General features: G+C 63.8%; 20 protein-coding genes. 11 read left to right on the forward strand and 9 right to left on the reverse strand.

The window, feature by feature from the left end; translation table 11 throughout:
* Positions 1-111: 111 nt before the first annotated feature.
* Positions 112-2502, forward strand: coding sequence for a TonB-dependent receptor (locus P0Y58_06675; GenBank protein WEK31876.1), 2391 nt, complete (start codon positions 112-114; stop codon positions 2500-2502).
* Positions 2503-2591: 89 nt separating this feature from the next.
* Here P0Y58_06675 and P0Y58_06680 read toward each other — a convergent pair whose 3' ends face one another.
* Positions 2592-3467 carry an AraC family transcriptional regulator gene (locus tag P0Y58_06680; GenBank protein ID WEK31877.1) on the reverse strand — a complete coding sequence of 292 codons (876 nt, stop codon included), beginning with the start codon at positions 3465-3467 and terminating at the stop codon, positions 2592-2594.
* Between the two features lie 242 nt (positions 3468-3709).
* Between P0Y58_06680 and P0Y58_06685 the strand changes: the two genes are divergently transcribed.
* Positions 3710-4612, forward strand: a complete 903-nt coding sequence (locus P0Y58_06685) for a DMT family transporter (GenBank protein ID WEK31878.1) — start codon at positions 3710-3712, stop codon at positions 4610-4612.
* A 134-nt stretch (positions 4613-4746) separates the two neighbouring features.
* On the opposite strand, the gene P0Y58_06690 is transcribed toward P0Y58_06685, so the two are convergent.
* Both P0Y58_06690 and P0Y58_06695 read right to left on the reverse strand, forming a co-directional pair.
* Complete coding sequence (locus P0Y58_06690) at positions 4747-5721, reverse strand: D-glycerate dehydrogenase (protein WEK31879.1); 975 nt, start codon at positions 5719-5721, stop codon at positions 4747-4749.
* 78 nt (positions 5722-5799) lie between these two features.
* Positions 5800-6747, reverse strand: a complete 948-nt coding sequence (locus P0Y58_06695) for a LysR family transcriptional regulator (protein ID WEK31880.1) — start codon at positions 6745-6747, stop codon at positions 5800-5802.
* 191 nt (positions 6748-6938) lie between these two features.
* Between P0Y58_06695 and P0Y58_06700 the strand changes: the two genes are divergently transcribed.
* Genes P0Y58_06700 through P0Y58_06715 form a run of 4 tightly spaced genes read left to right on the forward strand, consistent with a single transcriptional unit; the run spans position 6939 to position 11718 of the window.
* Positions 6939-8468, forward strand: coding sequence for an efflux transporter outer membrane subunit (locus P0Y58_06700; GenBank protein ID WEK31881.1), 1530 nt, complete (start codon positions 6939-6941; stop codon positions 8466-8468).
* A complete protein-coding gene (locus P0Y58_06705) occupies positions 8465-10642 on the forward strand; it encodes an FUSC family protein (GenBank protein WEK31882.1) in 2178 nt (725 codons plus the stop codon). Before P0Y58_06700 ends, P0Y58_06705 begins: the two co-directional genes overlap by 4 nt.
* A gap of 4 nt (positions 10643-10646) precedes the next feature.
* Complete coding sequence (locus tag P0Y58_06710) at positions 10647-10847, forward strand: DUF1656 domain-containing protein (GenBank protein ID WEK33284.1); 201 nt, start codon at positions 10647-10649, stop codon at positions 10845-10847.
* A gap of 10 nt (positions 10848-10857) precedes the next feature.
* On the forward strand, positions 10858-11718 hold the full coding sequence (locus P0Y58_06715) for an HlyD family secretion protein (GenBank protein ID WEK31883.1): 861 nt from the start codon (positions 10858-10860) through the stop codon (positions 11716-11718).
* A 264-nt stretch (positions 11719-11982) separates the two neighbouring features.
* Here P0Y58_06715 and P0Y58_06720 read toward each other — a convergent pair whose 3' ends face one another.
* Positions 11983-12435 carry a universal stress protein gene (locus tag P0Y58_06720; protein ID WEK31884.1) on the reverse strand — a complete coding sequence of 151 codons (453 nt, stop codon included), beginning with the start codon at positions 12433-12435 and terminating at the stop codon, positions 11983-11985.
* 263 nt (positions 12436-12698) lie between these two features.
* Between P0Y58_06720 and P0Y58_06725 the strand changes: the two genes are divergently transcribed.
* From P0Y58_06725 to P0Y58_06745, 5 genes are all read left to right on the forward strand, one after another.
* The gene (locus tag P0Y58_06725) at positions 12699-13604 is read left to right on the forward strand and encodes a LysR family transcriptional regulator (protein ID WEK31885.1); all 906 of its coding nucleotides are present in this window, start codon (positions 12699-12701) and stop codon (positions 13602-13604) included.
* 226 nt (positions 13605-13830) lie between these two features.
* A complete protein-coding gene (locus P0Y58_06730; protein WEK31886.1) occupies positions 13831-15372 on the forward strand; it encodes an MFS transporter in 1542 nt (513 codons plus the stop codon).
* Positions 15373-15400: 28 nt separating this feature from the next.
* Positions 15401-16462, forward strand: coding sequence for an HlyD family secretion protein (locus P0Y58_06735; protein ID WEK31887.1), 1062 nt, complete (start codon positions 15401-15403; stop codon positions 16460-16462).
* Positions 16459-17913, forward strand: a complete 1455-nt coding sequence (locus tag P0Y58_06740; protein ID WEK31888.1) for an efflux transporter outer membrane subunit — start codon at positions 16459-16461, stop codon at positions 17911-17913. The genes P0Y58_06735 and P0Y58_06740 overlap by 4 nt, the downstream gene beginning before the upstream one ends.
* Positions 17914-17925: 12 nt before the next feature.
* Positions 17926-18720, forward strand: a complete 795-nt coding sequence (locus P0Y58_06745) for an SDR family NAD(P)-dependent oxidoreductase (protein ID WEK31889.1) — start codon at positions 17926-17928, stop codon at positions 18718-18720.
* A gap of 130 nt (positions 18721-18850) precedes the next feature.
* Here the strand turns inward: P0Y58_06745 and P0Y58_06750 are convergent, their stop codons facing one another.
* The 5 genes from P0Y58_06750 to P0Y58_06770 all read right to left on the reverse strand — a co-directional run bounded on the left by P0Y58_06750 (position 18851) and on the right by P0Y58_06770 (position 23650).
* Positions 18851-19663 (reverse strand): SDR family oxidoreductase, encoded by an 813-nt coding sequence (locus P0Y58_06750; GenBank protein ID WEK31890.1) that lies wholly within the window; start codon positions 19661-19663, stop codon positions 18851-18853.
* Between the two features lie 15 nt (positions 19664-19678).
* Entirely contained in the window at positions 19679-20143 is a 465-nt protein-coding gene (locus tag P0Y58_06755) for a multidrug transporter (GenBank protein ID WEK31891.1), read from the reverse strand.
* A gap of 191 nt (positions 20144-20334) precedes the next feature.
* The gene (locus tag P0Y58_06760) at positions 20335-21789 is read right to left on the reverse strand and encodes a mannose-1-phosphate guanylyltransferase/mannose-6-phosphate isomerase (GenBank protein ID WEK31892.1); all 1455 of its coding nucleotides are present in this window, start codon (positions 21787-21789) and stop codon (positions 20335-20337) included.
* Positions 21790-21827: 38 nt separating this feature from the next.
* Positions 21828-22475 carry an alginate O-acetyltransferase AlgF gene (locus P0Y58_06765; GenBank protein WEK31893.1) on the reverse strand — a complete coding sequence of 216 codons (648 nt, stop codon included), beginning with the start codon at positions 22473-22475 and terminating at the stop codon, positions 21828-21830.
* A gap of 17 nt (positions 22476-22492) precedes the next feature.
* Positions 22493-23650: an alginate O-acetyltransferase gene (locus P0Y58_06770; GenBank protein WEK31894.1), complete on the reverse strand. Its 1158-nt coding sequence runs from the start codon at positions 23648-23650 to the stop codon at positions 22493-22495.
* Positions 23651-23654 lie beyond the last annotated feature (4 nt).

Below are 23654 nucleotides of genomic sequence, written 5' to 3' on the forward strand. Positions count from 1 at the left end.
GCACAGGAAAAATATTTTCAGAAAGCGGGTGAGGTAACAGGACGTGGCATCCGTGTAATGAGTGAAAGTGCGATTCATTCGCAGTCATCACCCTCTCACAGGTCAGCGTCCATGAAGTTCTCCCCGCGTTGCGTCCCTCTCTGGTTCGGCCTTGCCATGCTCCCGGCCGTTGCTGTCGCCCCCTTGGCCAGTGCCGCCGAGCAACAGCAGACCTATGCCTTCGCCCAGCCGGCCCAGCCCCTGGCCCAGGCGCTCAACGCCTTTAGCCGCACCACCGGCCAGAGTGTGGTCTACACCCTGGAACTGCCGGGCGTGCAGGCGCCGGCACTGAACGGCCGACTCAGCGCCGAGCAGGCGCTGCAACAACTGCTGGGCAGCACCGGGCTGGCCTGGCGCCGCGTTGACGCACGCACCCTTACCCTCGAAGCCGCCGACACCTCAGGCGCCCTCAACCTGCAGGCCACCAACGTGACCTCGCAACTGGACGTCTACAGCTACCAGCCCCCGGCCAGTGCATCGATCATGCGCGGGCAGGGCCCGAACCAGGACATCCCCCAGGCCATCAATGTGGTACCGGCCCAGGTCATCCGCGACCAGGCTCCGCGCAACCTCGATGATGCCCTGGCGAACGTCAGCGGAATTACCCACGGCAACAACTTTGGCGGCACCTCCGACACGGTGATGAAGCGCGGCTTCGGCGACAACCGCGACGGCTCGATCATGCGCGATGGCATGCCCATCGTGCAGGGCCGCAGCCTCAACGCCAGCACCGAGCGGGTAGAAGTGCTCAAGGGCCCGGCCTCACTGCTGTACGGCATCCAGGACCCGGGCGGGGTGATCAACGTGGTCAGCAAGCGCCCGCAACTTGAGCAGTACAACGCCCTGACCGTGCGCGGCTCGACCTACGGCAGTGGCAAGAACGGCAGTGGTGGCGGGCTCGACAGCACCGGTGCGTTGGGCGACAGCAAATTCGCCTACCGCTTGATCGTCGACCACGAAGACGAAGACTACTGGCGCAACTTCGGCGTGCACCGCGAATCGCTGGTCGCGCCGTCGCTGGCCTGGCTGGGCGAAGACACCCAGGTTGTGCTGGCCTACGAGCACCGCGAATTTCTCTACCCCTTCGACCGTGGCACCGCGTTCGGCAGCAACGGCCACCCGCTGAACATCCCCGCCACGCGCCGCCTGGACGAACCGTTCAACGACATGGAGGGGCGCTCTGACCTGTATCGCCTGGAAGTCGATCATCAGTTGGCCGATGACTGGAAACTGCACTTTGGCTACAGCTTCAACCGCGAGACCTACGATGCAAGCCAGGTGCGGGTGACCGGCGTCAACGAAGCCAAAGGCACACTGACACGCAGCATCGACGGCACCCACAACGCCATGAGCCGCGACCAGTTCGCCACCCTCAGCCTGGCCGGTAATGTGGAGTTGGCCGGCATGCAGAATGACCTGTTGTTCGGCGTCGACCATGAAGACCGCAAGGTGTATCGCGGCGACCTGATCCGCCAGACTGCCCGCTCCACCTTCAGCTACCTCAACCCCGTTTACGGTCAGGAGGTGGAAGGCACCAGCGTACGTGCCAGTGACAGCGACCAGACCGACAAGCTGCGCACCGATGCACTGTTCGTGCAGGACGCGTTGCACCTGGATGATCACTGGATCCTGGTGGCCGGCGCGCGCTTTCAGCAGTTCGACCAGTATGCCGGCCGCGGTCGCCCGTTCACGGCCAATACCGATAACAGCGGCCAGGCCTGGGTTCCGCATGCCGGCATTGTCTACAAGGTCGATGACCAGCTGTCGTTCTATGGCAGTTACAGCGAGTCGTTCAAGCCCAACTCCAGCATTGCGCCGCTGACGGGCGGCGTAGTACTGGACTCGTCCGTTGCACCCGAGGAGGGCAAGTCGTGGGAGTTGGGGGCCAAGCTGGACATGCCGGGTCGCCTGACCGGTACCTTGGCGCTGTTCGACATCACCAAGCGTAATGTACTGGTCGCCAATTTCGACAGCGGGACTGGCGAGACGGTCTACAGCAATGCCGGTGAGGTCAATTCAAGAGGTGTGGAACTCGACCTGACCGGCCAGCTCAGTGATCGCTGGAGTTTGATCGGCAGCTATGCCTTTACCGATGCCAAGGTGACGAAAGACCCTGACCTTGAGGGTAACCGCCTGCAGAACGTGGCCAAGCACACGGGCTCGTTATCGGCTGTCTACGACTTCGGCAGCCTGTTCGGTGGCGACAAGCTACGGTTCGGTGCAGGCGCACGCTACGTGGGTGAACGGGCAGGTAACTCGACCAACACCTTCGACCTGCCGTCGTACACCGTGGCCGATGCGTTTGCCACCTATGAGACCAAGCTCGACGAGCACAATGTCCGGCTGCAATTGAATGTGAAGAACCTGTTCGACAAGGTGTATTACAGCTCGGCGGTGAACCAGTACTTTGTGGCGATTGGCGATGCGCGGCAGGTGAGCTTGTCCAGCACCTTCGAGTTCTGAGTCGGCCTGTTCCGGCCTATTCGCGGCTAAAGCCGCTCCCACAGGTACAGCGCTGTCTTGGAGACTGCCGCGGTCCTGTGGGAGCGGCTTCAGCCGCGAATGGCCAAACGGTATTCTCCAGGTGTTGCACCCATCGCCTGGCGGAACCGGTTGCTGAAATGGCTGGCACTGGCAAACCCGCACACCAGGGCAATTTCCCCCAGTGGCATCACCCCCAGTTGCAGCAGCTGGCAGGCCCGGTGCAGTCGCCGGGCCAGCAGGTACTGGTGCGGCGGTAGCCCGAAACTGGTGCGGAACATGCGCGCAAAGTGGTATTCGGACAGGTTGCAGCGCAAGGCCAGTTCACCCAGGGTAATTGGCTGGTCCAGGTGCGCCTCGATGTAATCGACCAGTTGCCGGCGCAGGTTCGGCGCCAGCCCGCCTTTCAGGCGCAGGCCCTGGCGCAGGCCGACCTGGCTGAGCAGCGCATGGTCGACGATTTCGTGGGCCAGGCTGCTGGCCAGCAAGCGCTCGCCGGGTTCGTCCCATTTAAGGGTTATCAGTTGGCGAAAGCGCACGGCCTGTTGCGGGTCGTCGAGAAAGGTCGCTTCCTGTAACTGCAGCTCTCGCGGTTCGCGGTCGAGCAGGCGCACGCAACCCAAGCCGAACTGCGCTTCGCTGACATACAGGTGCGCCAGGCGTATCGCGCCATTGACCACCCAGTTCGACTCCTGCCCGGCCGGCATCACGCACAACTTGCCTGGCGCGCCCTTGTCGGCCGGCCGTTGGCGGCGGAAGGTGCCGGTGCCGTCGGCGATGTAGCACGACAGGGTGTGGTGGGTCGGCGCCTGATAGTCGCGGGCATCGTCGCGGTTGCTCCACAACGCCGCCGCCAGCCCGTCGCCCAGCTGCGCGCTCAGCTCCAGCCGCGCGTGGGGCGAGGCGTGCATGGCGTTGAACACTTGCAGTTGGGTGAGTGGCGTCATCAGCAGTTCCTCTGTAGCCCATCCTACTGCGCCTTGGGCGGGGTTACAGCCATTGGCGGGACAAATGCGCAAGTTTGTGCAAGCGCGCAGGTGTTGGACAGGAGAACACTGGAATGGCCGGCGAGGGCTGCGCCCTCGATCGCAGGCAAGCCAGCTCCTACAGGGACCGCGTCAACCTGTGGGAGCGGGCATGCCCGCGAAAAGTCGGGCACCGATCTTGAAAGGCCCAAGGAACCATCGCCATGAACCTGTCACTCTACCTGCTCACTGTCCTGATATGGGGCACCACCTGGATTGCCCTGAAGCTCCAGCTGGGCGTGGTCGCCATCCCGGTCTCGATTGTCTATCGCTTCGCCCTGGCCGGCCTCATCCTGTTCGCCATCCTGCTGCTCACCCGTCGCCTGCAACCCATGAACCGCCGTGGCCACCAGATCTGCCTGGCCCAGGGCTTGTGCCTGTTCTGCGTCAATTTCATGTGTTTCCTCACGGCCAGCCAGTGGATTGCCAGTGGCCTGATCGCTGTGGTGTTCTCCACTGCGACCCTGTGGAACGCACTTAACGCGCGGGTGTTCTTCGGGCAGAAGATCGCCGCCAACGTACTGGGCGGAGGTGCACTGGGCCTGCTTGGTCTCGGGCTGCTGTTCTGGCCAGAGCTGTCGCACCACGCGGCCAGCCGTGAAACCTTGTACGGCCTCGGCCTGGCGCTGCTCGGTACGCTGTGTTTCTCGGCGGGCAACATGCTGTCGAGCATGCAGCAAAAGGCCGGGCTCAAGCCCATGACCACCAATGCCTGGGGCATGGTCTACGGGGCTAGCATGCTGATGGTGTATTGCCTGTTCAGCGGCATTCCTTTCACCATGGAGTGGAACACCCGCTACATCGGTTCGCTGATGTATCTGGTGATCCCGGGTTCGGTGATCGGCTTCACGGCCTACCTGACCCTGGTCGGGCGCATGGGGCCAGAGCGGGCAGCCTATTGCACGGTGCTGTTCCCGTTGGTGGCGCTGAATGTGTCGGCGGTGGCCGAGGGGTATCAGTGGACGGCGCCGGCCCTGATGGGGTTGGTGGCGGTGATGGCGGGGAATGTGCTGGTGTTTCGCAAGCCCAAGGCCAAGGTGGCTGAGGGTGTTTTGGTGGCCAAATAGATAATCTGTTGCCCGCACCGGCCTCTTCGCGGGCTTGCCCGCTCCCACAGGTAAATCACAGCCCTCAAGACCTGTGCAGTACCTGTGGGAGCGGGCAAGCCCGCGAAGAGGCCGGTGCGGGCAGTAGAGAGCTATCAGCCTTTCCACACCTGTGGGTTCACCAGATCCTGCGGCCGCTCACCCAGCAGCGCCGCGCGCAGGTTGTCCATCGCGCGGTTGGCCATGGCCCCACGGGTTTCGGCAGTGGCCGAACCAATGTGCGGCAAGGTCAACGCATTGGGCAGTTTGAACAGCGGCGAATCGCTCAGCGGTTCTTTCTCGTACACATCCAGGCCTGCTCCGCGAATGGTGCCGTTCTGCAGCGCTTCGATCAGTGCGGCTTCATCGACCACCGGCCCACGGGCAATGTTGATCAGGAACCCGCTCGGCTTCATCAGTTTCAGCTCGCGGGTGCTGATCAGCTTGCGGGTGGCGTCGGACAACGGCACGACGATGACCACGAAATCCGCTTCGGCCAGCAGCTGCTCCAGGCTGCGGAACTGCGCGCCCAGCTCCTGTTCCAGCGCGGTCTTGCGGCTGTTGCCGCTGTACAGGATCGGCATGTTGAAACCGAAGCGGCCACGGCGAGCCACGGCGGCGCCAATGTTGCCCATGCCGACGATGCCCAGTGTCTTGCCATGCACATCGCTGCCGAAGTGGGCCGGGCCCACGGTGGCCTGCCAGTTGCCGGCCTTGGTCCAGGCATCCAGCTCGGCGGTGCGGCGCGCGCAGCCCATGATCAGCGAGAAACCCAGGTCGGCGGTGCTTTCGGTGAGCACGTCGGGGGTGTTGGTCAGGGCAATGCCGCGTTCGTTGAAGTAGTCCAGGTCGTAGTTGTCGTAGCCAACTGACACGCTGGACACCACTTCCAGCTTGGCCGCGCCTTCGAGCTGGGCGCGGCCAAGTTTGCGGCCCACACCGATCAGGCCGTGGGCCTCGGGCAGGGCTTCGTTGAACTGGGCGTTGATGTCACCCAGCTTGGGGTTGGGCAGGATCACGTTGAAGTCTTGCTGCAGGCGCTCGGCCATGGCCGGGGTGATACGGCTGAAGGCCAGGACGGTCTTTTTCATCGGGCAACTTCTCTGCAAGGCGGTGGTGGTCAATGGTTAGCAACCTACCATTGTCCACCCCCGCAATGCAGCAGCTTTTTAGTTGGCTATCAGCACCTGATGGGTTCTCAGGTCCGCTTCATGGGCTGCAAGAATCTCCGGCAGCGAATTGCGCAGGTACTCGACCCAGGTCTTGATCTTGGCATCCAGGTACTGCCGTGACGGGTAGATGGCATACAGGTTCAGCTCTTGCAGCCGGTATTCGGGCAGCACCCGCACCAGGCTGCCGTCACGCAGGCCGTCGATGGCCGAATAAATCGGCAGCACGCCCACGCCCATGCCACTGCGGATTGCGGTCTTCATGGCATCGGCGGTGTTGACCATGAACGGCGAGCTGGTGATGTTGACCATCTCCTGGCCTTCCGGGCCGTCGAACAGCCACTTCTCCAGCGGGATCACCGGGCTGACCATGCGCAGGCAGGCGTGCTTGAGCAGGTCGACGGGCTTGTGCGCGTTGCCGTGGCGGGCGATGTAGGCGGGCGACGCGCAGACGATGCTGTAGGTGATGCCCAGGCGCTGAGAGACGAACCCCGAGTCGGGCAACTCGGTGGCCAGCACGATGGACACGTCATAGCCCTCGTCGAGCAGGTCGGGCACGCGGTTGGCCATGGTCAGGTCGAAGGTCACGTCCGGGTGCGATTCGCGGTAGCGGGCGATGGCATCGACCACAAAGTGCTGACCCACCCCGGTCATCGAGTGCACCTTCAACTGCCCGGCCGGGCGGGCATGGGCATCGCTGGCCTCGGCCTCGGCTTCTTCAACGTAGGTAAGAATCTGTTCGCAGCGCATCAGGTAGCGCTTGCCGGCTTCGGTCAGCGCAATGCGGCGGGTGGTACGGTTGAGCAGCCTTGTTTGCAGATGGGCTTCCAGGTTGGAGACCGCCCGCGACACGTTCGCGGTGGTTGTATCCAGTTGCGCCGCAGCAGCGGTAAAGCTGCCGAGCTGGGCTACGCAACTGAAAGCACGCATGTTTTGCAGGGTGTCCATGGGTCACTCTCAAGCTAGAGGACAAAATTGTGTCACGAAGTAACGATGAACAGATGAAAAGTTGTCTTCGACCAAAGGCGGATTATCGCTGTTTTGGTAACAAAGATTCGCAGGAATCTGCGCTTATCGCCAGTGCTGCAGCCCCCTAGAATTGCTCGGCCCCCTTACCTCTTCCTCGGGAAATCGCAGCTGTGCCGCGTCGCATCATCAGAACGCTCAATGCGTTCAGTGCCTGTGCCCTTGCCCTCACCTTGAGCGGCTGTATCGGAACCTGGGGCATTGCCCCGCAAAGCAAGACGCTGCAAGCCAATAGCCTGAGCACCGACGCGGCCATACGCGAAGCCGCGACCGACGCCCACTGGCCAGACCAGCAGTGGTGGCGTGCCTATGGCGACCCGCAGCTTGACCGCTGGATTACCCTGGCCGTGGCCGGTAGCCCAAGCCTGGCCATGGCCGCCGCGCGGGTGCGCGAAGCCAAGGCCATGGCCGGCGTGGTCGAGTCGGCAGAAAAGCTCCAGGTCAATGGCCAGGCCACGCTCAAGCGCCACAACTGGCCCGAAGACCAATTCTACGGCCCAGGTGCGTTGTCCGGCGCCAACACGTGGGACAACAATGCCGCGTTCGGCTTCAGCTACGCCCTCGACCTTTGGGGCCGCGAGCGCAATGCCAGCGAACAGGCCGTGGACCAGGCGCACATGCGCGTGGCCGAAGCCCGCCAGGCGCAGCTGGAGCTGCAGAACAACGTGGTACGTGCCTACATTCAGCTGAGCCTGCACTTTACCCAGCGCGATATCGTCAAGGCCGAGCTGGAGCAACAAACGCAGATCCTGGCCTTGGCCAAGCGCCGCCTGGATGCCGGCATCGGCACCCATTTCGAAGTCAGCCAGGCCGAGGCGCCACTGCCGGAAACCCACCGCCAGCTCGACAGCTTGGACGAAGACATTGCCCTGACCCGCAACCAACTGGCTGCACTGGCCGGCAAGGGCCCGGGGGAAGGCGCGCAATTGCAGCGCCCGGCCCTGGCCTTGGCCGCACCGCTGAAACTGCCATCGAACCTGCCCGCCGAACTGGTCGGCCAGCGCCCCGACGTGGTCGCCAGCCGCTGGCAGGTGGCTGCACAGGCGCGTGGCATCGACGTCGCCCATGCCGGCTTCTTCCCCAACGTCGACCTGGTCGGCAGCCTGGGCTTCATGGCCACCGGTGGCGGCCCGCTGGAGTTCCTGACCGGGCGCAAGTTCAACTACAACGTCGGCCCGGCCATCAGCTTGCCGATTTTCGACGGTGGCCGCCTGCGCTCGCAGCTGGGCGAGGCTTCGGCTGGCTACGATGTGGCCGTGGCCCGCTACAACCAGACCGTTGTAGGCGCGCTGAAGAACATCTCCGACCAGTTGATCCGCCGCGCGTCGATGAAAGAACAGTCGCACTTCGCCGCCGAGTCGGTGGCTGCGGCGCAGAAAACCTACGACATCGCCAGGGTCGCCTTCCAGCGCGGCCTTACCGACTACCTGAACGTGCTCAACGCGCAGACCTTGCTGTTCCGCCAGCAGCGGGTGCAGCAACAGGTGCAGGCCGCCCGCCTGATCGCCCATGCCGAGCTGGTCACTGCCTTGGGTGGCGGCCTGCAGGCCGGTCAGGATGTGCCAGAAGAGCAACGCCAGGCAGCGCCGAAAACCCCGGCCACCCTGGCCATTTTCGACAAGAAGCCGGACAACGCCGAATGAGCACTTCCAGTTTGCCCGTGCGCTGGCTGCAAAGCCTGGAATGGCGCCGGGGCTTCTTTGCCTGGGCGCGCACCGACGGGGTGACGTGGGTGTACATCTTCAAGGTGCTGGCCGCCGCGTTCATCACGCTATGGCTGGCCATGCGCCTGGAGCTGCCACAGCCGCGCACTGCGATGATCACTGTGTTCATCGTCATGCAGCCGCAAAGCGGGCATGTGTTCGCCAAGAGCTTCTACCGGGTGCTCGGCACCCTGGCCGGCTCGGCGATGATGGTGGCGCTGATTGCCATCTTCCCGCAGAACACTGAACTGTTCCTGCCCAGCCTGGCGCTGTGGGTCGGCCTGTGCTCGGCCGGTGCCATGCGCTATCGCACCTTCCGCGCCTACGGCTTTGTGCTGGCCGGCTACACCGCTGCGATGATCGGCCTGCCAGTACTGCAGCACCCCGACCAGGCGTTCATGGCGGCGGTATGGCGGGTGTTGGAGATTGCCCTGGGGATTCTGGTGTCGACTTTTGTCAGTGCCGCAATCCTGCCGCAGTCGGCCAGTGCTGCCATGCGCAACGCCTTGTACCAGCGCTTTGGCGTGTTCGCCGGGGTGGTGGTCGAGGCCCTGCGTGGTGACAGCCAGAAGGACCGTTTCGAGAGCAGCAACGTGCGCTTCGTTGCCGAGGCCGTGGGGCTGGAGAGCCTGCGTAACGTCACCGCCTTCGAAGACCCGCACATGCGCCGGCGCAGTGGCCGGCTGGTGCGGATGAACAGCGAGTTCATGGCCATCACCACGCGCTTCAATGCCTTGCACCGCTTGCTCGAACGGCTGCGTGCCCGTGGCCCGCTGCAGATCGTCAGTGCCATCGAGCCTGGCCTGAATACCCTGGTGGAGCTGCTGCAGCCTTACGTGGGCCGTGCGTTGACCGACGCCGATGCACTGCGCCTGACCCTGGAGCTGGCCGCCTACAAGGAAGGCCTGCAAGCCCAGGTGCGTGGACTGCGCGCCGAGTATCAGGCAACCGAGCCCAGCGAGTCTGATCTGCTCGATTTCCACACCGCATTCGAACTGCTGTACCGCTTCGTTGACGAGATGTATAGCTACGCCGAAACCCACGCCTCGCTGGCTGCGCACAAGCACGAACGCGAGCAGTGGGACGAGCCTTACGTGGCGCAGACCAGCTGGCTGGTGTCACTGGCGGCGGGTGTGCGCGCTTCGGCAGTACTGTTGCTGCTGGGCAGCTACTGGCTGCTGAGCGACTGGCCCAGCGGCGCCATGATGACCCTGATCGCCACCGTCACCGTGGGCCTTTCTGCAGCTTCGCCGAACCCCAAACGTATGGCGTTCCAGATGGCTTGCGGCACGGCCATCGGCGCCTTTGTCGGCTTCTTCGAAACCTTCTTCGTGTTCCCCTGGATCGACGGTTTCCCGCTGCTGTGCATGGTGCTGGCGCCGGTATTCGTGCTCGGCGCGTTTCTTTCGTCACGCCCGGCCTATGCCGGTTATGGGATCGGCCTGCTGGTGTTCTTCGCGATTGGCTCGGTGCCGAACAACCTCACCGTGTATGACCCGTATACCTTCATCAACGACTACATCGGCATGGTCATCGGCATGTTTGTCTGCGCCGCTGCCGGGGCGATTATCCTGCCGCCCAACAGCCGCTGGTTGTGGAGCCGCCTGGAGCAGGAGTTGCGCGAGCAGGTGCTGTTTGCCATCAGCGGCCGCCTGCGTGGCATCGGTACCGCCTTCGAAAGCCGCACCCGCGATCTGCTGCACCAGGCCTATGGCCTGGCGGCCGGCAAGCCACAGGTGCAAAGCCAGTTGATGGGCTGGATGTTCACCGTGCTGGAAATCGGCCATGCGGTCATCGAGTTGCGCAAGGAGCAGGCCCGCGCACCGGTGCACCCGGCCTATGCCGAGTCTCAGCCATGGCGCCAGGCCATCCGCGTAATGGGCCGTGCCCTTGCGCGGCTGTTCCTGCAGCCCAGCGCCAGCAATCACGAACGCGCGCTGGTGGCGGTGGACCACGCCATCGCCCGCGTACAGGCCACCGACGAGCCCTTCGCGCGGCACTTCGACACCTCGGTGCTACGCCGTTCGCAAAGTTACCTGCATTTCATCCGTTCTTCCCTGCTGGACCCACTGTCGCCGCTGGTACCGGCGAAAGGACTGCACGATGCTCCGTGAAAGCATGCCCCGTGAAATCGCCTTCCATGGCGTGTACATGCCCACCATGACCTTGATGTTCCTGTTCGCCCTGGGCCTGGCCTGGGGCCTGGACCGGTTCATCGCCAGCCATGATGGCTACCGCTTCTTCTGGCACCCGGCGCTGCTGCGCCTGAGCCTGTTCGTCTGCCTGTTCGGCGCCATGGCGCTTACTGTCTACTGGTGAGAAACCTTCGATGAAAAAGTTCTTCAGCCTGATCGCCACCCTGTTGGTGCTGGTCGCTGCCGTGGCCATCGGCCGCCAGTTGTGGCTGCACTACATGACCACCCCGTGGACCCGCGACGGCCGCGTGCGTGCCGACATCATCAACGTCGCCGCCGACGTGCCTGGCTACGTGGTGGGCGTGCCGGTCAAGGACAACCAGCGGGTGAAGAAGGGCGACCTGCTGATCCAGATCGACCCCGAGCACTACCAGTTGGCGGTCGACCAGGCCAAGGCGCTGGTTGCTTCGCGCAAGGCTACCTGGGAGATGCGCAAGGTCAACGCCAAGCGCCGTGCCGACATGGACAACCTGGTCATCTCCAGGGAAAACCGCGACGACGCCAGCAACATCGCCAACTCTGCCCAGGCTGACTACCAGCAAGCCCTTGCCGAACTGGCGGCCGCCGAGTTGAACCTCACACGCACCCACATCGTGGCCACGGTGGACGGCTACGTGACCAACCTGAACATTCACAAGGGCGATTATGCGCGGACTGGTGAAGCAGTGATGGCCGTGGTCGACGAGAACTCGTTTTGGGTGTACGGGTTCTTCGAAGAGACCAAGCTGCCGCATGTGAAGGTAGGTGACCAGGCCGAGCTGCAGATGATGAGCGGCGAGCGCATCAAAGGGCATGTGGAGAGCATTGCCCGCGGCATCTACGACCGCGACAACCCACAGAGCCGCGAGCTGATTGCCGATGTGAACCCGACGTTCAACTGGGTGCGCCTGGCGCAGCGGGTGCCGGTGCGGATTCACATCGATGAGGTGCCGGACGGGTTTTTGCTGGCGGCGGGGACGACTTGTACGGTGGTGGTGAAGCCGGGTAAGCCTTGAGATGAGTATCGCAAGTGCAATCGAGCGCCGCCCGCGCGGCGCATCGCGAGCTACGCTCGCTCCCACGTTTGTTTCGGGCCAGTAACTCCTGTGACAGGCGTGCGCGACCGCCTGGTTGGTACGACTCGATATCGAGCCGAGCACCAAAGGGTTCGCGCGAAAACTCCCCAGGAATAATTGGCCCGAAACAAACGTGGGAGCGAGCGCAGCTCGCGATGCGCCGCGCGGGCGGCGCTCGATTACCCAGGCGATACACTTCTAAAGTCAAGCCTTCGCCGCCCCCACCAACACCGGCACCTCAACCCGATCAATCACCTTCGCGCTAATCGACGGATCCAGCAACCGCCCCAATCTCGACAGGTGGCGGTGGCCCATGATGATCAGCTCGCAGTTCAGCTCATGCGCCTTGGCCACGATAGCCTCGACCGGCTGCCCGGCCACCATGCAGCCCTGGCTGGCGAAGCCGGCTTGCTGCAACGCGCGCACCGCCTCGGCTACGGCGTGGTCGGCATGTTGTTGTTCCTCGCAGGCTGCGGGGTATTCGTCCAGTTCCTCGGCGGTGTAGGGCGCGGGTTGCTCGTGCACGGCGAAGGTGGAATCGATGGCCAGCAGCACGTGCAGTTCGTGTTCGCCAGGGCGGCAGTAGCGGCGGGCGAGGGTGAGCAGGGCGGTGGAGCCGGGGGAGGCGTCGATGGCGATCAGGACGGGGCTGGGCATGCGGGATCCTTTATGAATTGGGGTTGTCTGGCCCGGCCTCTTCGCGGGTGAACCCGCTCCCACAGGGTTGGCACAGTCTCCAGAAGCTGCCCAGTACCTGTGGGAGCGGGTTCACCCGCGAAGAGGCCAGACCTGCCATGTACCATTCTTGGCCCAGACTACCCCTCGAATAAATGCCCCACCACGCACGAGCGCATTGCGTCTGATGCAATCCTTCAACCTGCTACCATCGCCATTCCCCACCGCTGTAACGGAAAACGGCCATGCAACTCCCGGACATGAACCTGCTCATTGCCCTCGATGTCTTGCTCGATGAAGGCAGTGTGGTGGGCGCAGCGCAGCGCATGAACCTGAGCCCGGCAGCCATGAGCCGCACCTTGGGGCGTATCCGCGACGCATTGGGCGACCCGATCCTGGTGCGCGCCGGCCGTGGCCTGGTGCCCACGCCACGGGCATTGGCCCTGCGCGAGCAGGTGCACGGCCTGGTGGAGCAGGCCGGGCAGGTGTTCCGTAGCCGGGATGATGTGGACCTGGTGAACCTGACCCGCGCGTTCAATATTCGCACCAACGATTTGTTCATCGCCCTGTACGGTGCCCAGCTGCTGCGCATGATGCTGGCCCAGGCGCCGCGCACGGTGCTGCGTTTTGTGCCGGAGGGCAGTGGCGACGATGATGCTGTGCTGCGCAACGGGCAAATCGACCTGATCATCAGTTCAGCCGTTGAGCTGGGCCCGGAGATAAAGGTCCAGAGTCTGTTTAATACCTACTTCGTAGGACTGGCCCGGGAAGGGCACCCGATCTTCGATGCACCTATTACCCCACAGCGCTTCGCCAACTACCCGCAGATCAGTGTGTCCCGGCGCGGCCGTGCCAATGGGCCGATCGATGTGGCGCTGGCCGCTCACAAGGTGGAGCGGCGGGTCGCACTGATCACCACGAGCTTCCATTCCGCCATGTTCTCGTTGCCCGATTCGGACCTGATCCTGCCGATTCCGGCCAATATCCTTAACAGTGTGAACCGGCTGAAACTGCCATTGCGGTCGTTCGAAATCCCCGTGCCACTTGAAAAAGTGAACGTCAAACAGGCGTGGCACCCGCGTTTTGACAACGACCCGGCACACCGCTGGCTGCGTCAGACACTTAAAGCTTGCGGCAGCATGGACCCGTGATACCGGGTTGGCTTCTTCGCGGGCATGCCCGTTCCCACAGGAATGACACAGGTCTTGCGAGCAGTGGTGTACCTGTGGGAGCGGGCGTGCCCGCGAGGCAGGCGACTCGATTTTGAAGTGGATTGCGTCTGACGCAACATAACACTACCGAGAATTCAGTTTTCGTCAGCATTCGACCTTCTTAGACTTGCTCCAGTCGTAATTTTGTTGCTGGAGATGTCTACCCATGAGTTCCCTGACCGCCCCCTCTGCCGCAATTGCCGCCGCCCCCGCGCCGGCTGCCCCTGCGCAGACGGCGTTTGGCCTGCAGGTGGTAGTGGGGTTGTTCGGTGTGTTGTTGGCCGTGCTCTGTGCGGGCCTGAACGAGTCGGTGACCAAGATTTCCCTGGCCGATATTCGTGGGGCCATGGGCATCGGTGCCGACGAAGGTGCCTGGCTGCTGGCGGTGTACAGCGCTGCTTCGGTGTCGGCCATGGCCTTTGCGCCGTGGCTGGCCACTACCTTCTCGCTACGGCGCTTCACCATGAGCGCCATTGGCCTGTTCGCTGTGCTCGGCTTGCTGCAACCGTTCGCCCCCAACCTGCACAGTCTGATGCTGCTGCGCGTGCTGCAAGGTTTCGCCTCTGGCGCTTTGCCACCGATGCTGATGAGCGTGGCCCTGCGCTTCCTGCCCCCGGGCATCAAGGTTTACGGCCTGGCCTGCTATGCCCTGACCGCCACCTTCGGCCCCAACCTGGGCACGCCACTGGCCGGGCTGTGGACCGAATACGTCGGTTGGCAATGGGCGTTCTGGCAGATCATTCTGCCGTCGGCGCTGGCTATCTTCTGCGTGGGCTGGGGCCTGCCGCAAGATCCGCTGCGCCTGGAGCGTTTCAAACAGTTCGACTGGCGCGGTGTATTGCTTGGCCTGCCCGCCATCAGCTGCATCGTTCTGGGCCTCTCGCTGGGTGACCGCTGGGGCTGGTTCGATTCGCCGCTGATCTGCTGGCTGCTTGGTGGTGGCCTGCTGTTGCTGGTGCTGTTCATGTACAACGAGTGGTCCGAGCCGTTGCCGTTCTTCCAGTTGCGTATGCTGTCGCGGCGCAACCTGAGTTTCGCCCTGGTGACCCTGGCCGGCGTGCTCATCGTGTTGTCCGGCGTGGGCAGCATTCCCTCGGCCTACCTGGCGCAGATCCAGGGCTACCGCCCGGCACAGACCAGCCCGCTGATGATGCTGGTGGCCATGCCGCAGTTGATCGCCCTGCCGCTGACGGCAGCACTGTGCAACATCCGCGCGGTGGACTGCCGCTGGGTGCTGGGCATTGGCCTGGCGATGCTGGCGGTGTCCTGTGTCGGCAGCAGCTTGCTGACCAGCGAGTGGATCCGTGGCGACTTCTACCCGTTCTACCTGCTGCAGGTGTTCGGCCAGCCGATGGCGGTGCTGCCGCTGCTGATGCTTTCTACCAACGGCATGACGCCGCAGGAAGGCCCGTTCGCCTCCAGCTGGTTCAACACCGTGAAAGGCCTGGCCGCAGTGATCGCTGGTGGTCTGCTGGATGCCCTTGGCACCCTGCGCCGGCATTTTCATTCCAACCACCTGGTGGACAGCCTGGGCAACGCCCCGCTGATCGACGGCAACAGCGCAGGCCTTGCCAAGCGCATTCACGACCAGGCGCTGGTACTGACCTCCGCCGACCTCTACCTGGTCCTGGCCTGCATCGCCGTGGCCCTGATCTGCCTGATTCCTTTCGTGCCGACCCGGGTCTATCCGCCGCGTGCGGTGGCCTGAACCCTGGATGAATTCGAGACCCCCTGAAATGACCAACAACCGCAAAACCCTGTTCATCGGCTCGGTGCTGGCCGTGGCCGTTCTGGCTGCCATCGTCGGCCCCTGGATGTTCGGCAGCGACCACCGCCAGAGCACCAATGACGCCTACGTGAATGCCGACTACACCGTGGTCGCGCCCAAGGTGGCCGGCTTTATCAAGGAAGTGCTGGTGGAGGACAACCAGCAGGTCACTGCCGGCCAGTTGTTGGCGACCATTGATGCCCGGGATTACCAGGCCGCCCTGGATGCCGCGCAGGCGCAGTTGCTGGTGGCCCAGGCGCAAAGCGCCGATGCCCGCGCCACCCTCGAACGCCAGGGCGCATTGATTGCCCAGGCCGAGGCGGCCGTAAAAGCAGCCCAGGCTGAAACTGCATTTGCCGACCACGAGGTCAACCGCTACAGCCGCCTGGCCGAGCAAGGCGCCGGCACCGTGCAGAACGCCCAGCAGGCGCGCAGCGGGGTCGACCAGGCCCGCGCGCGACTGGCCAACACTCAGGCGGCGCTGCTGGCGACGCGTAAACAGGTGGATATCCTCACCGCCCAGGTAGCCAGCGCGGATGGCCAGTTGAAACGCGCTGAAGCGGGGCTGGAAAAGGCCCAGCTCGACTTGTCCTACACGCGCATCACCGCGCCGGTGGACGGCATGGTCGGCGAGCGTGCGCTGCGGGTCGGGGCCTACGTCAACCCTGGCGCTCGTCTGTTGTCGGTGGTGCCCTTGCAGCAGGCCTATGTGGTCGGCAACTTCCAGGAAACCCAGCTGACCCACGTACAACCGGGGCAGCCGGTGAGCATCAGCGTCGACACCTTCTCTGGCGAAAAGCTGCAAGGCCATGTGGAAAGCATTGCTCCGGCCACCGGCGTCACCTTCGCGGCAGTCAAACCAGACAACGCCACCGGCAACTTCACCAAGGTGGTGCAGCGCATTCCGGTGAAGATCGTCTTCGACGATGGCCAGGCGCTGCTCACCCGCTTGCGTGTCGGCATGTCGGTGGAGGCGACCATCGATACCCGTGGCGACAAGCTGGACGGCAAAGAGGTAAGCGCACGATGAAACCGGCATTACGCTTGAGCCCACTGGTGCTGACCGTGTTGCTGACCGGCTGCACCATGGGCCCGGACTTCCTGCGCCCAGGCAGCCAGGCACCGCAGCAGTGGGCGCCGTTGCAAGGCGAGGCGGCGGCCAGCCAGCCGCAGGCCGAACCGCTGGAACTGCGCTGGTGGGAAACCTTTCATGACGCACAGCTCAGTGCCTTGATCCAGCGCGTTGCCGAGCGCAACCTCGACCTGCAGATGGCCAGCGCCCGTTTGCTGCAAAGCCGCGCCCTGCGCAGTACCGTGGCCGCCGATGAAATGCCGTCGGTGGATGTAAACGCCGGTTACAGCCGCGCCCGCAATAGCGCCGAAGGCCTGAGCGACCCGTCTGGCAAAGCGGGCAAAGAGGCGTACAACCTCTGGCAAGGCGACCTTGTCGCCGGTTGGGAGCTGGACCTGTGGGGCCGCGTACGGCGCCAGGTCGAAGCGGCCGACGCCACTGTCGAAGTGGCCGAGAACGACCGCCGCGGGGTGCTGTTGGCGCTGCTTTCGGAAACCGCCGGCAACTATATCCAGCTGCGCGCGGTGCAGCACACGATCGAGGTGACGCAGGACAACCTGAAGGTCGCGAGGCACAGCCTGAAGCTGTCTGAAAATCGCCAGGCCGAAGGCGTTGCCACCCGCCTGGATGTAGCCCAGGCCAGCGCCCAGGTCGCTTCGATCGAATCGCGCCTGCCAAGCCTGGAAGCCCGACGCGATGACCTGATCAACGCCCTCAGCCTGCTCGCTGCCGAGCCACCGCGCAGCCTGCAAGCCCAATTGCTGCAAGGCGGCGAGCTGCCAGCGCCGCAGCAGAAATTCGCCATCGGCCTGCCGTCCGAACTGGCCGAGCGCCGCCCGGACATCCGCCAGGCCGAGGCCCGCCTGCATGCCGCCACCGCCAGCATTGGCGTGGCCAAGGCCGACTTCTACCCAAGCATCCGGCTGTCGGGAAGTATGGGGTTTCAGGCCATGCAACTGTCCGATTTTGGCGGCTGGGATTCGCGCCGCTTCGCCTTTGGGCCGCAGCTGTCGCTGCCGATCTTCGAGGGTGGCCGGCTCAAGGGCACCCTGGATCTGCGCGAGGCGCAACAACAGGAGGCGGCGCTGAACTACCGCAAAGTGGTGCTGGGGGCCTGGCATGAAATTGACGATGTGCTACGCCTGTACAACGCCAGCCAGTTGCGGCGTGACCACCTGGCCGAGGCGGTGCGGCAGAACCGCATCGCCCTGGAGACCGCCCAGCGCCAGTATGTGGAAGGGGCGGTGGACTTTCTCAATGTGCTGACGGTGCAAAGTGCCTTGCTGGCTAGCGAGGAGCAGTGGATCGACAGCTCGGCCGCTGTGTCGCAGGCGCTGGTGGGGCTGTACAAGGCCCTGGGTGGTGGCTGGCAGGCATTCGATGAGCAGCCGCAGAATTCTCACAGCTAAGAGGGAGCACAGATGCATATTTCCTTGAACGGCAAGCGCGCCATCGTCAGCGGCTCTACCGCCGGCATTGGCCTGGCCATCGCCATCGGCCTGGCCGAGGCGGGCGCCGAAGTGGTTCTCAACGGTCGCACCCAGGCCCGCGTCGACGAAGCTCTCAAGGCCGTGCGCGAACGCCTGCCCCAGGCGCGCATCATCGGCATTGCCGCCGACCTCGGCAGCAAGGACGGTGCGCAGAAACTCTTCGATCAAGTGCCGCACGCCGACATCCTGGTCAACAACCTGGGCATCTTCGAGCCCAAGCCGTTCTTCGAGATCGAGGATGAGGACTGGCAACGGTTCTTCGACGTCAACGTACTCAGCGCTGTGCGCCTGTCGCGTCATTACGCTCAGGGTATGGCCGAGCGCAACTGGGGGCGGGTGGTGTTCCTGTCCAGCGAGTCGGCGTTGCAGATCCCGACCGAAATGGTTCACTACGGCATGACCAAGACTGCATTGCTGGCGGTGTCGCGTGGGCTGGCTGAAACCCTGGCGGGAACCGGGGTGACGGTTAATGCCGTGTTGCCGGGGCCTACGCGCTCGGAGGGTGTGGGCGACTTCTTTGCCAAGCTGGCGCAGGAGCAGGGGGTGTCGACTGATGAACTGGAAGCCAATTTCCTGGCTGAGCACCGGCCGACATCGCTGATCAAGCGGCTGGCGACGGTGGAAGAAGTGGCCAACATGGTGGTGTACCTGGCTTCGATGCAGGCCAGCGCCACTACCGGGGCTGCTTTGCGGGTGGATGGCGGGGTACTGCGCTCCATTGCTTGATTCTGTGTTGCCTGTACTGGCCTCTTCGCGGGCATGCCCGCTCCCACAGGAGTAGTGTGCTCCCGAAGAGGGTGCAATACCTGTGGGAGCGGGCGAGCCCGCGAAGAGGCCAGTACAGGCAGCCGAAAATTCAGAGAGGGCGCAGGAGCCCAAAGCGTTTGCGCAGCGCCCAATCCAGTAACCGTCGCGGCAGCAAGCGGGCCATCAGTGGCAACGTAGTACTGCCATTACCCAACCGCACCACCGCCGGCATCGGTGTCTTGCCGACAGCCCCCAGCACCCCACGGGCAAACACCGCCGCGGAAGTCGGCCTGTCCTGCGAAGCCCGTGCACGTGCCTGCACATGCTCGCGCAACGGCCACCACGCCGAATCCGCCGCCAGTACCTGCTCAGCCTGGCGCTGGGCGTTGTTGGCGAACTGGGTGTCAATCGCCCCCGGCTGCACTTCCATCACCTGCACACCAAATGGCGCCAGTTCCAGGCGCAAGGCATCGCTCAGCGCATGCACGGCGGCTTTGGAGGCGCAGTAGGCGCCGGCGAATGGCGTGACCAGTACGCCGGAAACGCTGCCGATGTTCACCACCGTTCCTCGTGAACGGCGCAACAGCGGGAACAGCGCGCGGGTAACGCCGACCACGGCGAACACGTTGGTTTCGAACTGCTGGCGCAACGCATCCACACCACCATCAAGCAGCGGCCCCATGGCGCCGTAACCGGCGTTGTTGATGAGGATATCGAGGGTTTGCAGCTCATCGGCCAGGCGGGTCAGGGCTTCGCTGTCATTCACATCCAGCTGCCGGGCGGTGTAGCCGGCGGCAGTCAGTTGCTCGACATCTTCAGGCTTGCGGGCGGTGGCCCAGACATGGTGCCCGGCATCGCGGAAGGCGTCGGCCAAGGCGCGGCCGATGCCGCTGGAGCAACCGGTGATCAGAACGGTGGGCATGTGGGTGGCCTTCGATTAATTGGCGAATGTGCCTTGCAGGTGCTCGGCACGAAATTCCAGGGTTTGCGGGCGGTAGCCGGAGCGCAGCGGCGGCAATGGCAGGCAGTCCTTCCACTCAACCCCCGGCTGCAAGTCGCCCGGCCCTCGGTAGCGTGGTGCGTTGTAGGTGCTCTCGGCCAGGTTCACGGTGTCGCCCGGCGCATAGGCCGCAACGCGCCAGCGCAGTTCGGTCAGCGGGGCCTTGTTGCCGTTTTTCATGCGCACCTGCAGGGTGCGGTCGGCAGGGCATTGGTCGGGGTTGTAGCTCAGGCGCAGATCCAGGCGCGCCAGTTGCGTGGCTTCGCGGGTGTCTTGCCAGGCCACGAACAGGGCAACCAGGCCCAGGCCGCCTACCGCCGCCAGCGAGATTGGCAGGGCCTTGGCCGGGTACCGCAACAGCAGCACCAGCCAGGTGAGGATGAGGAAGGCACCGATGATCATGGCGCTTGCAGACCTTGGTTGCGCGAGGTCTGACCATCGTAGCCGGAAATGCCTGAAAGCGGGGAGGGCTTTGCCCTCCATTCGCGGGACAAGCCCGCTCCCACAGGGATCTTCAATGCACAAGGCTACGCGATCACTGTGGGAGCGGGCTTGTCCCGCGAATGGGCCGCAAAGCGGCCCCCGGGTCTCACTTACTGCGCGATTGTCTTGACTGAAACACCACGCTCCACCGGCGTGGAACTGCGCCCATACACATCTTCGAAACGCTCGATGTCATCTTCGCCCAGGTAGCTGCCGGACTGCACCTCGATGATCTCCAGCGGGATCTTGCCCGGGTTGCGCAAGCGGTGGATGGAGGCAATCGGGATGTAGGTCGACTGGTTTTCGGTCAGCAGGAACACGTTCTCGTCGCAGGTGACCTCGGCCGTGCCGGACACCACGATCCAGTGCTCGGCGCGGTGGTGGTGCATCTGCAGCGACAGGCTGGCACCCGGTTTGACGGTGATGTGCTTGACCTGGAAGCGGCCGCCCATGTCCACCGAGTCGTACGAGCCCCACGGGCGATACACTTCCAGGTGGTTCTGGGTTTCAGTACGGCCCTGCTCGTCGAGCGTCTTGACCATCTGCTTGACGCCCTGGACCTTGTCCTTGTGGGCAATCATCATGGCGTCCTTGGTCTCGACCACCACGATGTTTTCCAGGCCGATCACCGACACCAGTTTGCCGTTGCCGTGGATCATGCAGTTGCGGCTGTCCTGCACCACCACGTCGCCCTTGGTGACGTTGCCGTTGTCGTCCTTCTCGTGCACTTCCCACAGCGACGACCAGCAGCCCACGTCGCTCCAGCCGGCCGACATCGGCACCACGCAGGCGCGCTGGGTCTTTTCCATCACCGCGTAGTCGATGGAGTTGTCCGGGCAGCAGGCGAAGGTGGCTTCGTCGATGTTCAGCACATCGCCCTCTTCCTCGCTGCGCTCCAGGGCCAGCACGCAGGTGTCGTAGATGTCGCCGTCGTGCTTTTTCAGCTCTTCGAGGAAGCGGCTGGCGCGGAACAGGAACATGCCGCTGTTCCAGAAGTAGCCACCGGCCTGGACGAATTCGGCAGCACGCTTTTCATCGGGCTTTTCGACGAACTGCGCAACCCGCGCCACGCCTTCAGGCAGCAGGGCGTCCTGGCTGGAACGGATGTAGCCGTAGCCGGTTTCCGGCTTGGTCGCCGGCACGCCGAACAGCACCATTTCGCCACGCTCGGCGGCGATGGTGGCCAGGGCCAGGGCACGTTGCAGGGCCTTCTGGTCGTCGATCACGTGGTCGGCGGGCAGCACCAGCATCAGCTCGTCGCGGCCCTCGTTGACCAGTTTCATGGCCGTCATGGCTACGGCTGGGGCGGTGTTGCGGCCGAAGGGCTCCATCAGGATGCCTTGGGTTTCCAGCTTGAGTGCGGACAACTGCTCCTGGACGATGAATTTGTGGTCCTTGTTGCAGACCACGATCGGCGCGTCCATGCCATCAAACGCCAGGCGCTCGATGGTTTGCTGGAACAGGGTGTGTTCGCCGGTCAGGGCCAGGAACTGTTTAGGGAACTGCTTGCGCGACAGAGGCCACAGACGGGAACCGCTACCACCAGAAAGAATTACCGGGATCATTGTGTTTCTCCAATAAGGTTCGAAAGAGGCAGAGGGGATCAGTTGCTAGTCACGGGGCGAGTTACCCACACCGGCGACAAGGCGTTGCCGGAACCGGTTACGTACAACACGGCGGCTTCGCCGCGCTCCAGCGCGACGGGTTTCACGTCGCCGACTTTCTTGTCGCCTTGATACAGCGCCAGGTTGACCTTGACCGGGTTGATTTCACGTTCGCCACGGCCGTTGGCGGCCACCGGCTTGATCACTTCGGTCTTGCCGTCGGCTGTTTTCAGGGTGAGCGCCTGGTCGCTCAGGTTCTGCACGCGCACCAAGGCTTTCTGCTTGTTCTTGAACGGTGGTTCTTCGATCAGCTGTGGGTTGCCGCTGCTGCTGTTGACCAGGGTGTAGTACTTGTCCGAGGCCAGCTTCACCGGCACGCTCTTGCCGCCGACCTGGGCGGTGTAGTCGCCACCTGGCAGGAAGCTGAAGTCGCTGCTGGCCTGAGCGCCAACCTGTTTGATCTGGGTGTTGCCGACGCTGGCGGCGGCCGGTGCGCTGCCGGCGTTGAACAAGCGCACGAAAGTCGAGCCTTTAGGTGCGCTCGGGCCATACAGCGCGGCGTCGGCGCCGGCAAAGGCCTGCATTGAAGCAAGGGAAAGGCCGGCCGCGAGGGTGAGGGCTTTGGCAATGGAAGTCTTGGTAGTCATGTGCGTGTTCCTCTCTATCAGTGGCTCGTCCGGGCGGACGACAAGGCCAGGTTTTCTTCGGATTTACGGGTGTTTTTCAGCTGTGCGATCCACTGCGGATCGAAGCTGCTCAGGTCGTTTTTCATGGGCAGATAACGTTCAGGGAATTCCCACACCACCACTTGCGGTGCGGCGCTCTTGAAGGCATCGCTTTGCAGGTACTTGAGCATTGGCAGCAGCGGGCCATGGCCGTCTTCGGCGTAGTTGGCGACGTCGCTGCGCAGGGCTTGCTGCAGCGCGCCGAGGAAATTCCAGTGCGGGTTGGCGCTGTAGCTGGTACCCACCAGCGCGACCGGGATCTGGTTGTTGGCGAACAGTGCGTCGTCGCCTTCACCCTCGGCTTGCGCCGGGCGGGTGCTGCGTTGTTGCAGGTTGTCCGGGGCCGGCAGCAGGTTGCTGAACAGTGGGTCGAGTGGCAGGAAGTTGGTCAGGTCGCCTTTGTAGGGCGCCGTGCTGCCGGCTTCGGTGACGAAGGTTTGCGGGTCACCGTTAAGCAGGTTCTGCCGGCTGACCGCCTCGGCCAGTGCCTGGGCGGCGACTTCGGCGCCCATCGGTGTCCAGTGGGTGTCGGTGCGTAGGAATACCTGGCCGCGAGCCTTGGCTTGTTCCATGGCCGCTTGCAGGTCGGGGGCGAACACGTTGGCCTGGCGCACCTGGGCATGGAACTGGTTGTACAGGTCGTCATGCAGGCTGGCCGGCTGCTCCTTGCCCAGGTACTCCGAGTACAGGCGTGCCTTGGCCGGGATGATCGCCAGTACCAGCTGGCTGCCGTGCTGCTGCAGGGTGTCGCGTACGCCTCGGATCAGCGCCAGGTTTTCCTGCATCAACTGCTCGGCGTCAGCAGTGGGTTTGAATTCTTCGTCGCTGAACAGCCATTGGTCACGGCCCAGCACCACGCCGGGGCGGCCTTCGTTGAACAGCTTGAAGTCCATTGCCGCCCAGAGGTTGGTGCCCAGGCGCTTGATCGGGAACTCGGCGTCGTAGTGGGTCTCGGCGGCCTTCGCCAGCTTGCCATTGAGCAGGGTCATCTGCTCGGTGCGCTGAAAGCTTTGCAGGCCACCGGTGGACCACACGCCCATGCCCACCAGCAAGCCGAGGAACGACAGTGAATACGTGATGCGTAAGGTACGGTTCATGTCA

Source organism: Candidatus Pseudomonas phytovorans (assembly GCA_029202525.1).
GTDB classification, from domain to species: domain Bacteria; phylum Pseudomonadota; class Gammaproteobacteria; order Pseudomonadales; family Pseudomonadaceae; genus Aquipseudomonas; species Aquipseudomonas phytovorans.

Excerpts from the sequence above, each read along its gene's own strand:
- P0Y58_06705 (WEK31882.1), top strand. The coding sequence starts at position 8,465 with ATGAGCACTTCCAGTTTGCCCGTGCGCTGGCTGCAAAGCCTGGAATGG.
- P0Y58_06685 (WEK31878.1), top strand. The coding sequence starts at position 3,710 with ATGAACCTGTCACTCTACCTGCTCACTGTCCTGATATGGGGCACCACC.
- P0Y58_06770 (WEK31894.1), bottom strand. The coding sequence starts at position 23,650 with ATGAACCGTACCTTACGCATCACGTATTCACTGTCGTTCCTCGGCTTG.
- P0Y58_06740 (WEK31888.1), top strand. The coding sequence starts at position 16,459 with ATGAAACCGGCATTACGCTTGAGCCCACTGGTGCTGACCGTGTTGCTG.
- P0Y58_06715 (WEK31883.1), top strand. The coding sequence starts at position 10,858 with ATGAAAAAGTTCTTCAGCCTGATCGCCACCCTGTTGGTGCTGGTCGCT.
- P0Y58_06745 (WEK31889.1), top strand. The coding sequence starts at position 17,926 with ATGCATATTTCCTTGAACGGCAAGCGCGCCATCGTCAGCGGCTCTACC.
- P0Y58_06735 (WEK31887.1), top strand. The coding sequence starts at position 15,401 with ATGACCAACAACCGCAAAACCCTGTTCATCGGCTCGGTGCTGGCCGTG.
- P0Y58_06725 (WEK31885.1), top strand. The coding sequence starts at position 12,699 with ATGCAACTCCCGGACATGAACCTGCTCATTGCCCTCGATGTCTTGCTC.
- P0Y58_06710 (WEK33284.1), top strand. The coding sequence starts at position 10,647 with ATGCCCCGTGAAATCGCCTTCCATGGCGTGTACATGCCCACCATGACC.
- P0Y58_06695 (WEK31880.1), bottom strand. The coding sequence starts at position 6,747 with ATGGACACCCTGCAAAACATGCGTGCTTTCAGTTGCGTAGCCCAGCTC.
- P0Y58_06675 (WEK31876.1), top strand. The coding sequence starts at position 112 with ATGAAGTTCTCCCCGCGTTGCGTCCCTCTCTGGTTCGGCCTTGCCATG.
- P0Y58_06760 (WEK31892.1), bottom strand. The coding sequence starts at position 21,789 with ATGATCCCGGTAATTCTTTCTGGTGGTAGCGGTTCCCGTCTGTGGCCT.
- P0Y58_06730 (WEK31886.1), top strand. The coding sequence starts at position 13,831 with ATGAGTTCCCTGACCGCCCCCTCTGCCGCAATTGCCGCCGCCCCCGCG.
- P0Y58_06750 (WEK31890.1), bottom strand. The coding sequence starts at position 19,663 with ATGCCCACCGTTCTGATCACCGGTTGCTCCAGCGGCATCGGCCGCGCC.
- P0Y58_06755 (WEK31891.1), bottom strand. The coding sequence starts at position 20,143 with ATGATCATCGGTGCCTTCCTCATCCTCACCTGGCTGGTGCTGCTGTTG.
- P0Y58_06690 (WEK31879.1), bottom strand. The coding sequence starts at position 5,721 with ATGAAAAAGACCGTCCTGGCCTTCAGCCGTATCACCCCGGCCATGGCC.
- P0Y58_06765 (WEK31893.1), bottom strand. The coding sequence starts at position 22,475 with ATGACTACCAAGACTTCCATTGCCAAAGCCCTCACCCTCGCGGCCGGC.
- P0Y58_06680 (WEK31877.1), bottom strand. The coding sequence starts at position 3,467 with ATGACGCCACTCACCCAACTGCAAGTGTTCAACGCCATGCACGCCTCG.
- P0Y58_06720 (WEK31884.1), bottom strand. The coding sequence starts at position 12,435 with ATGCCCAGCCCCGTCCTGATCGCCATCGACGCCTCCCCCGGCTCCACC.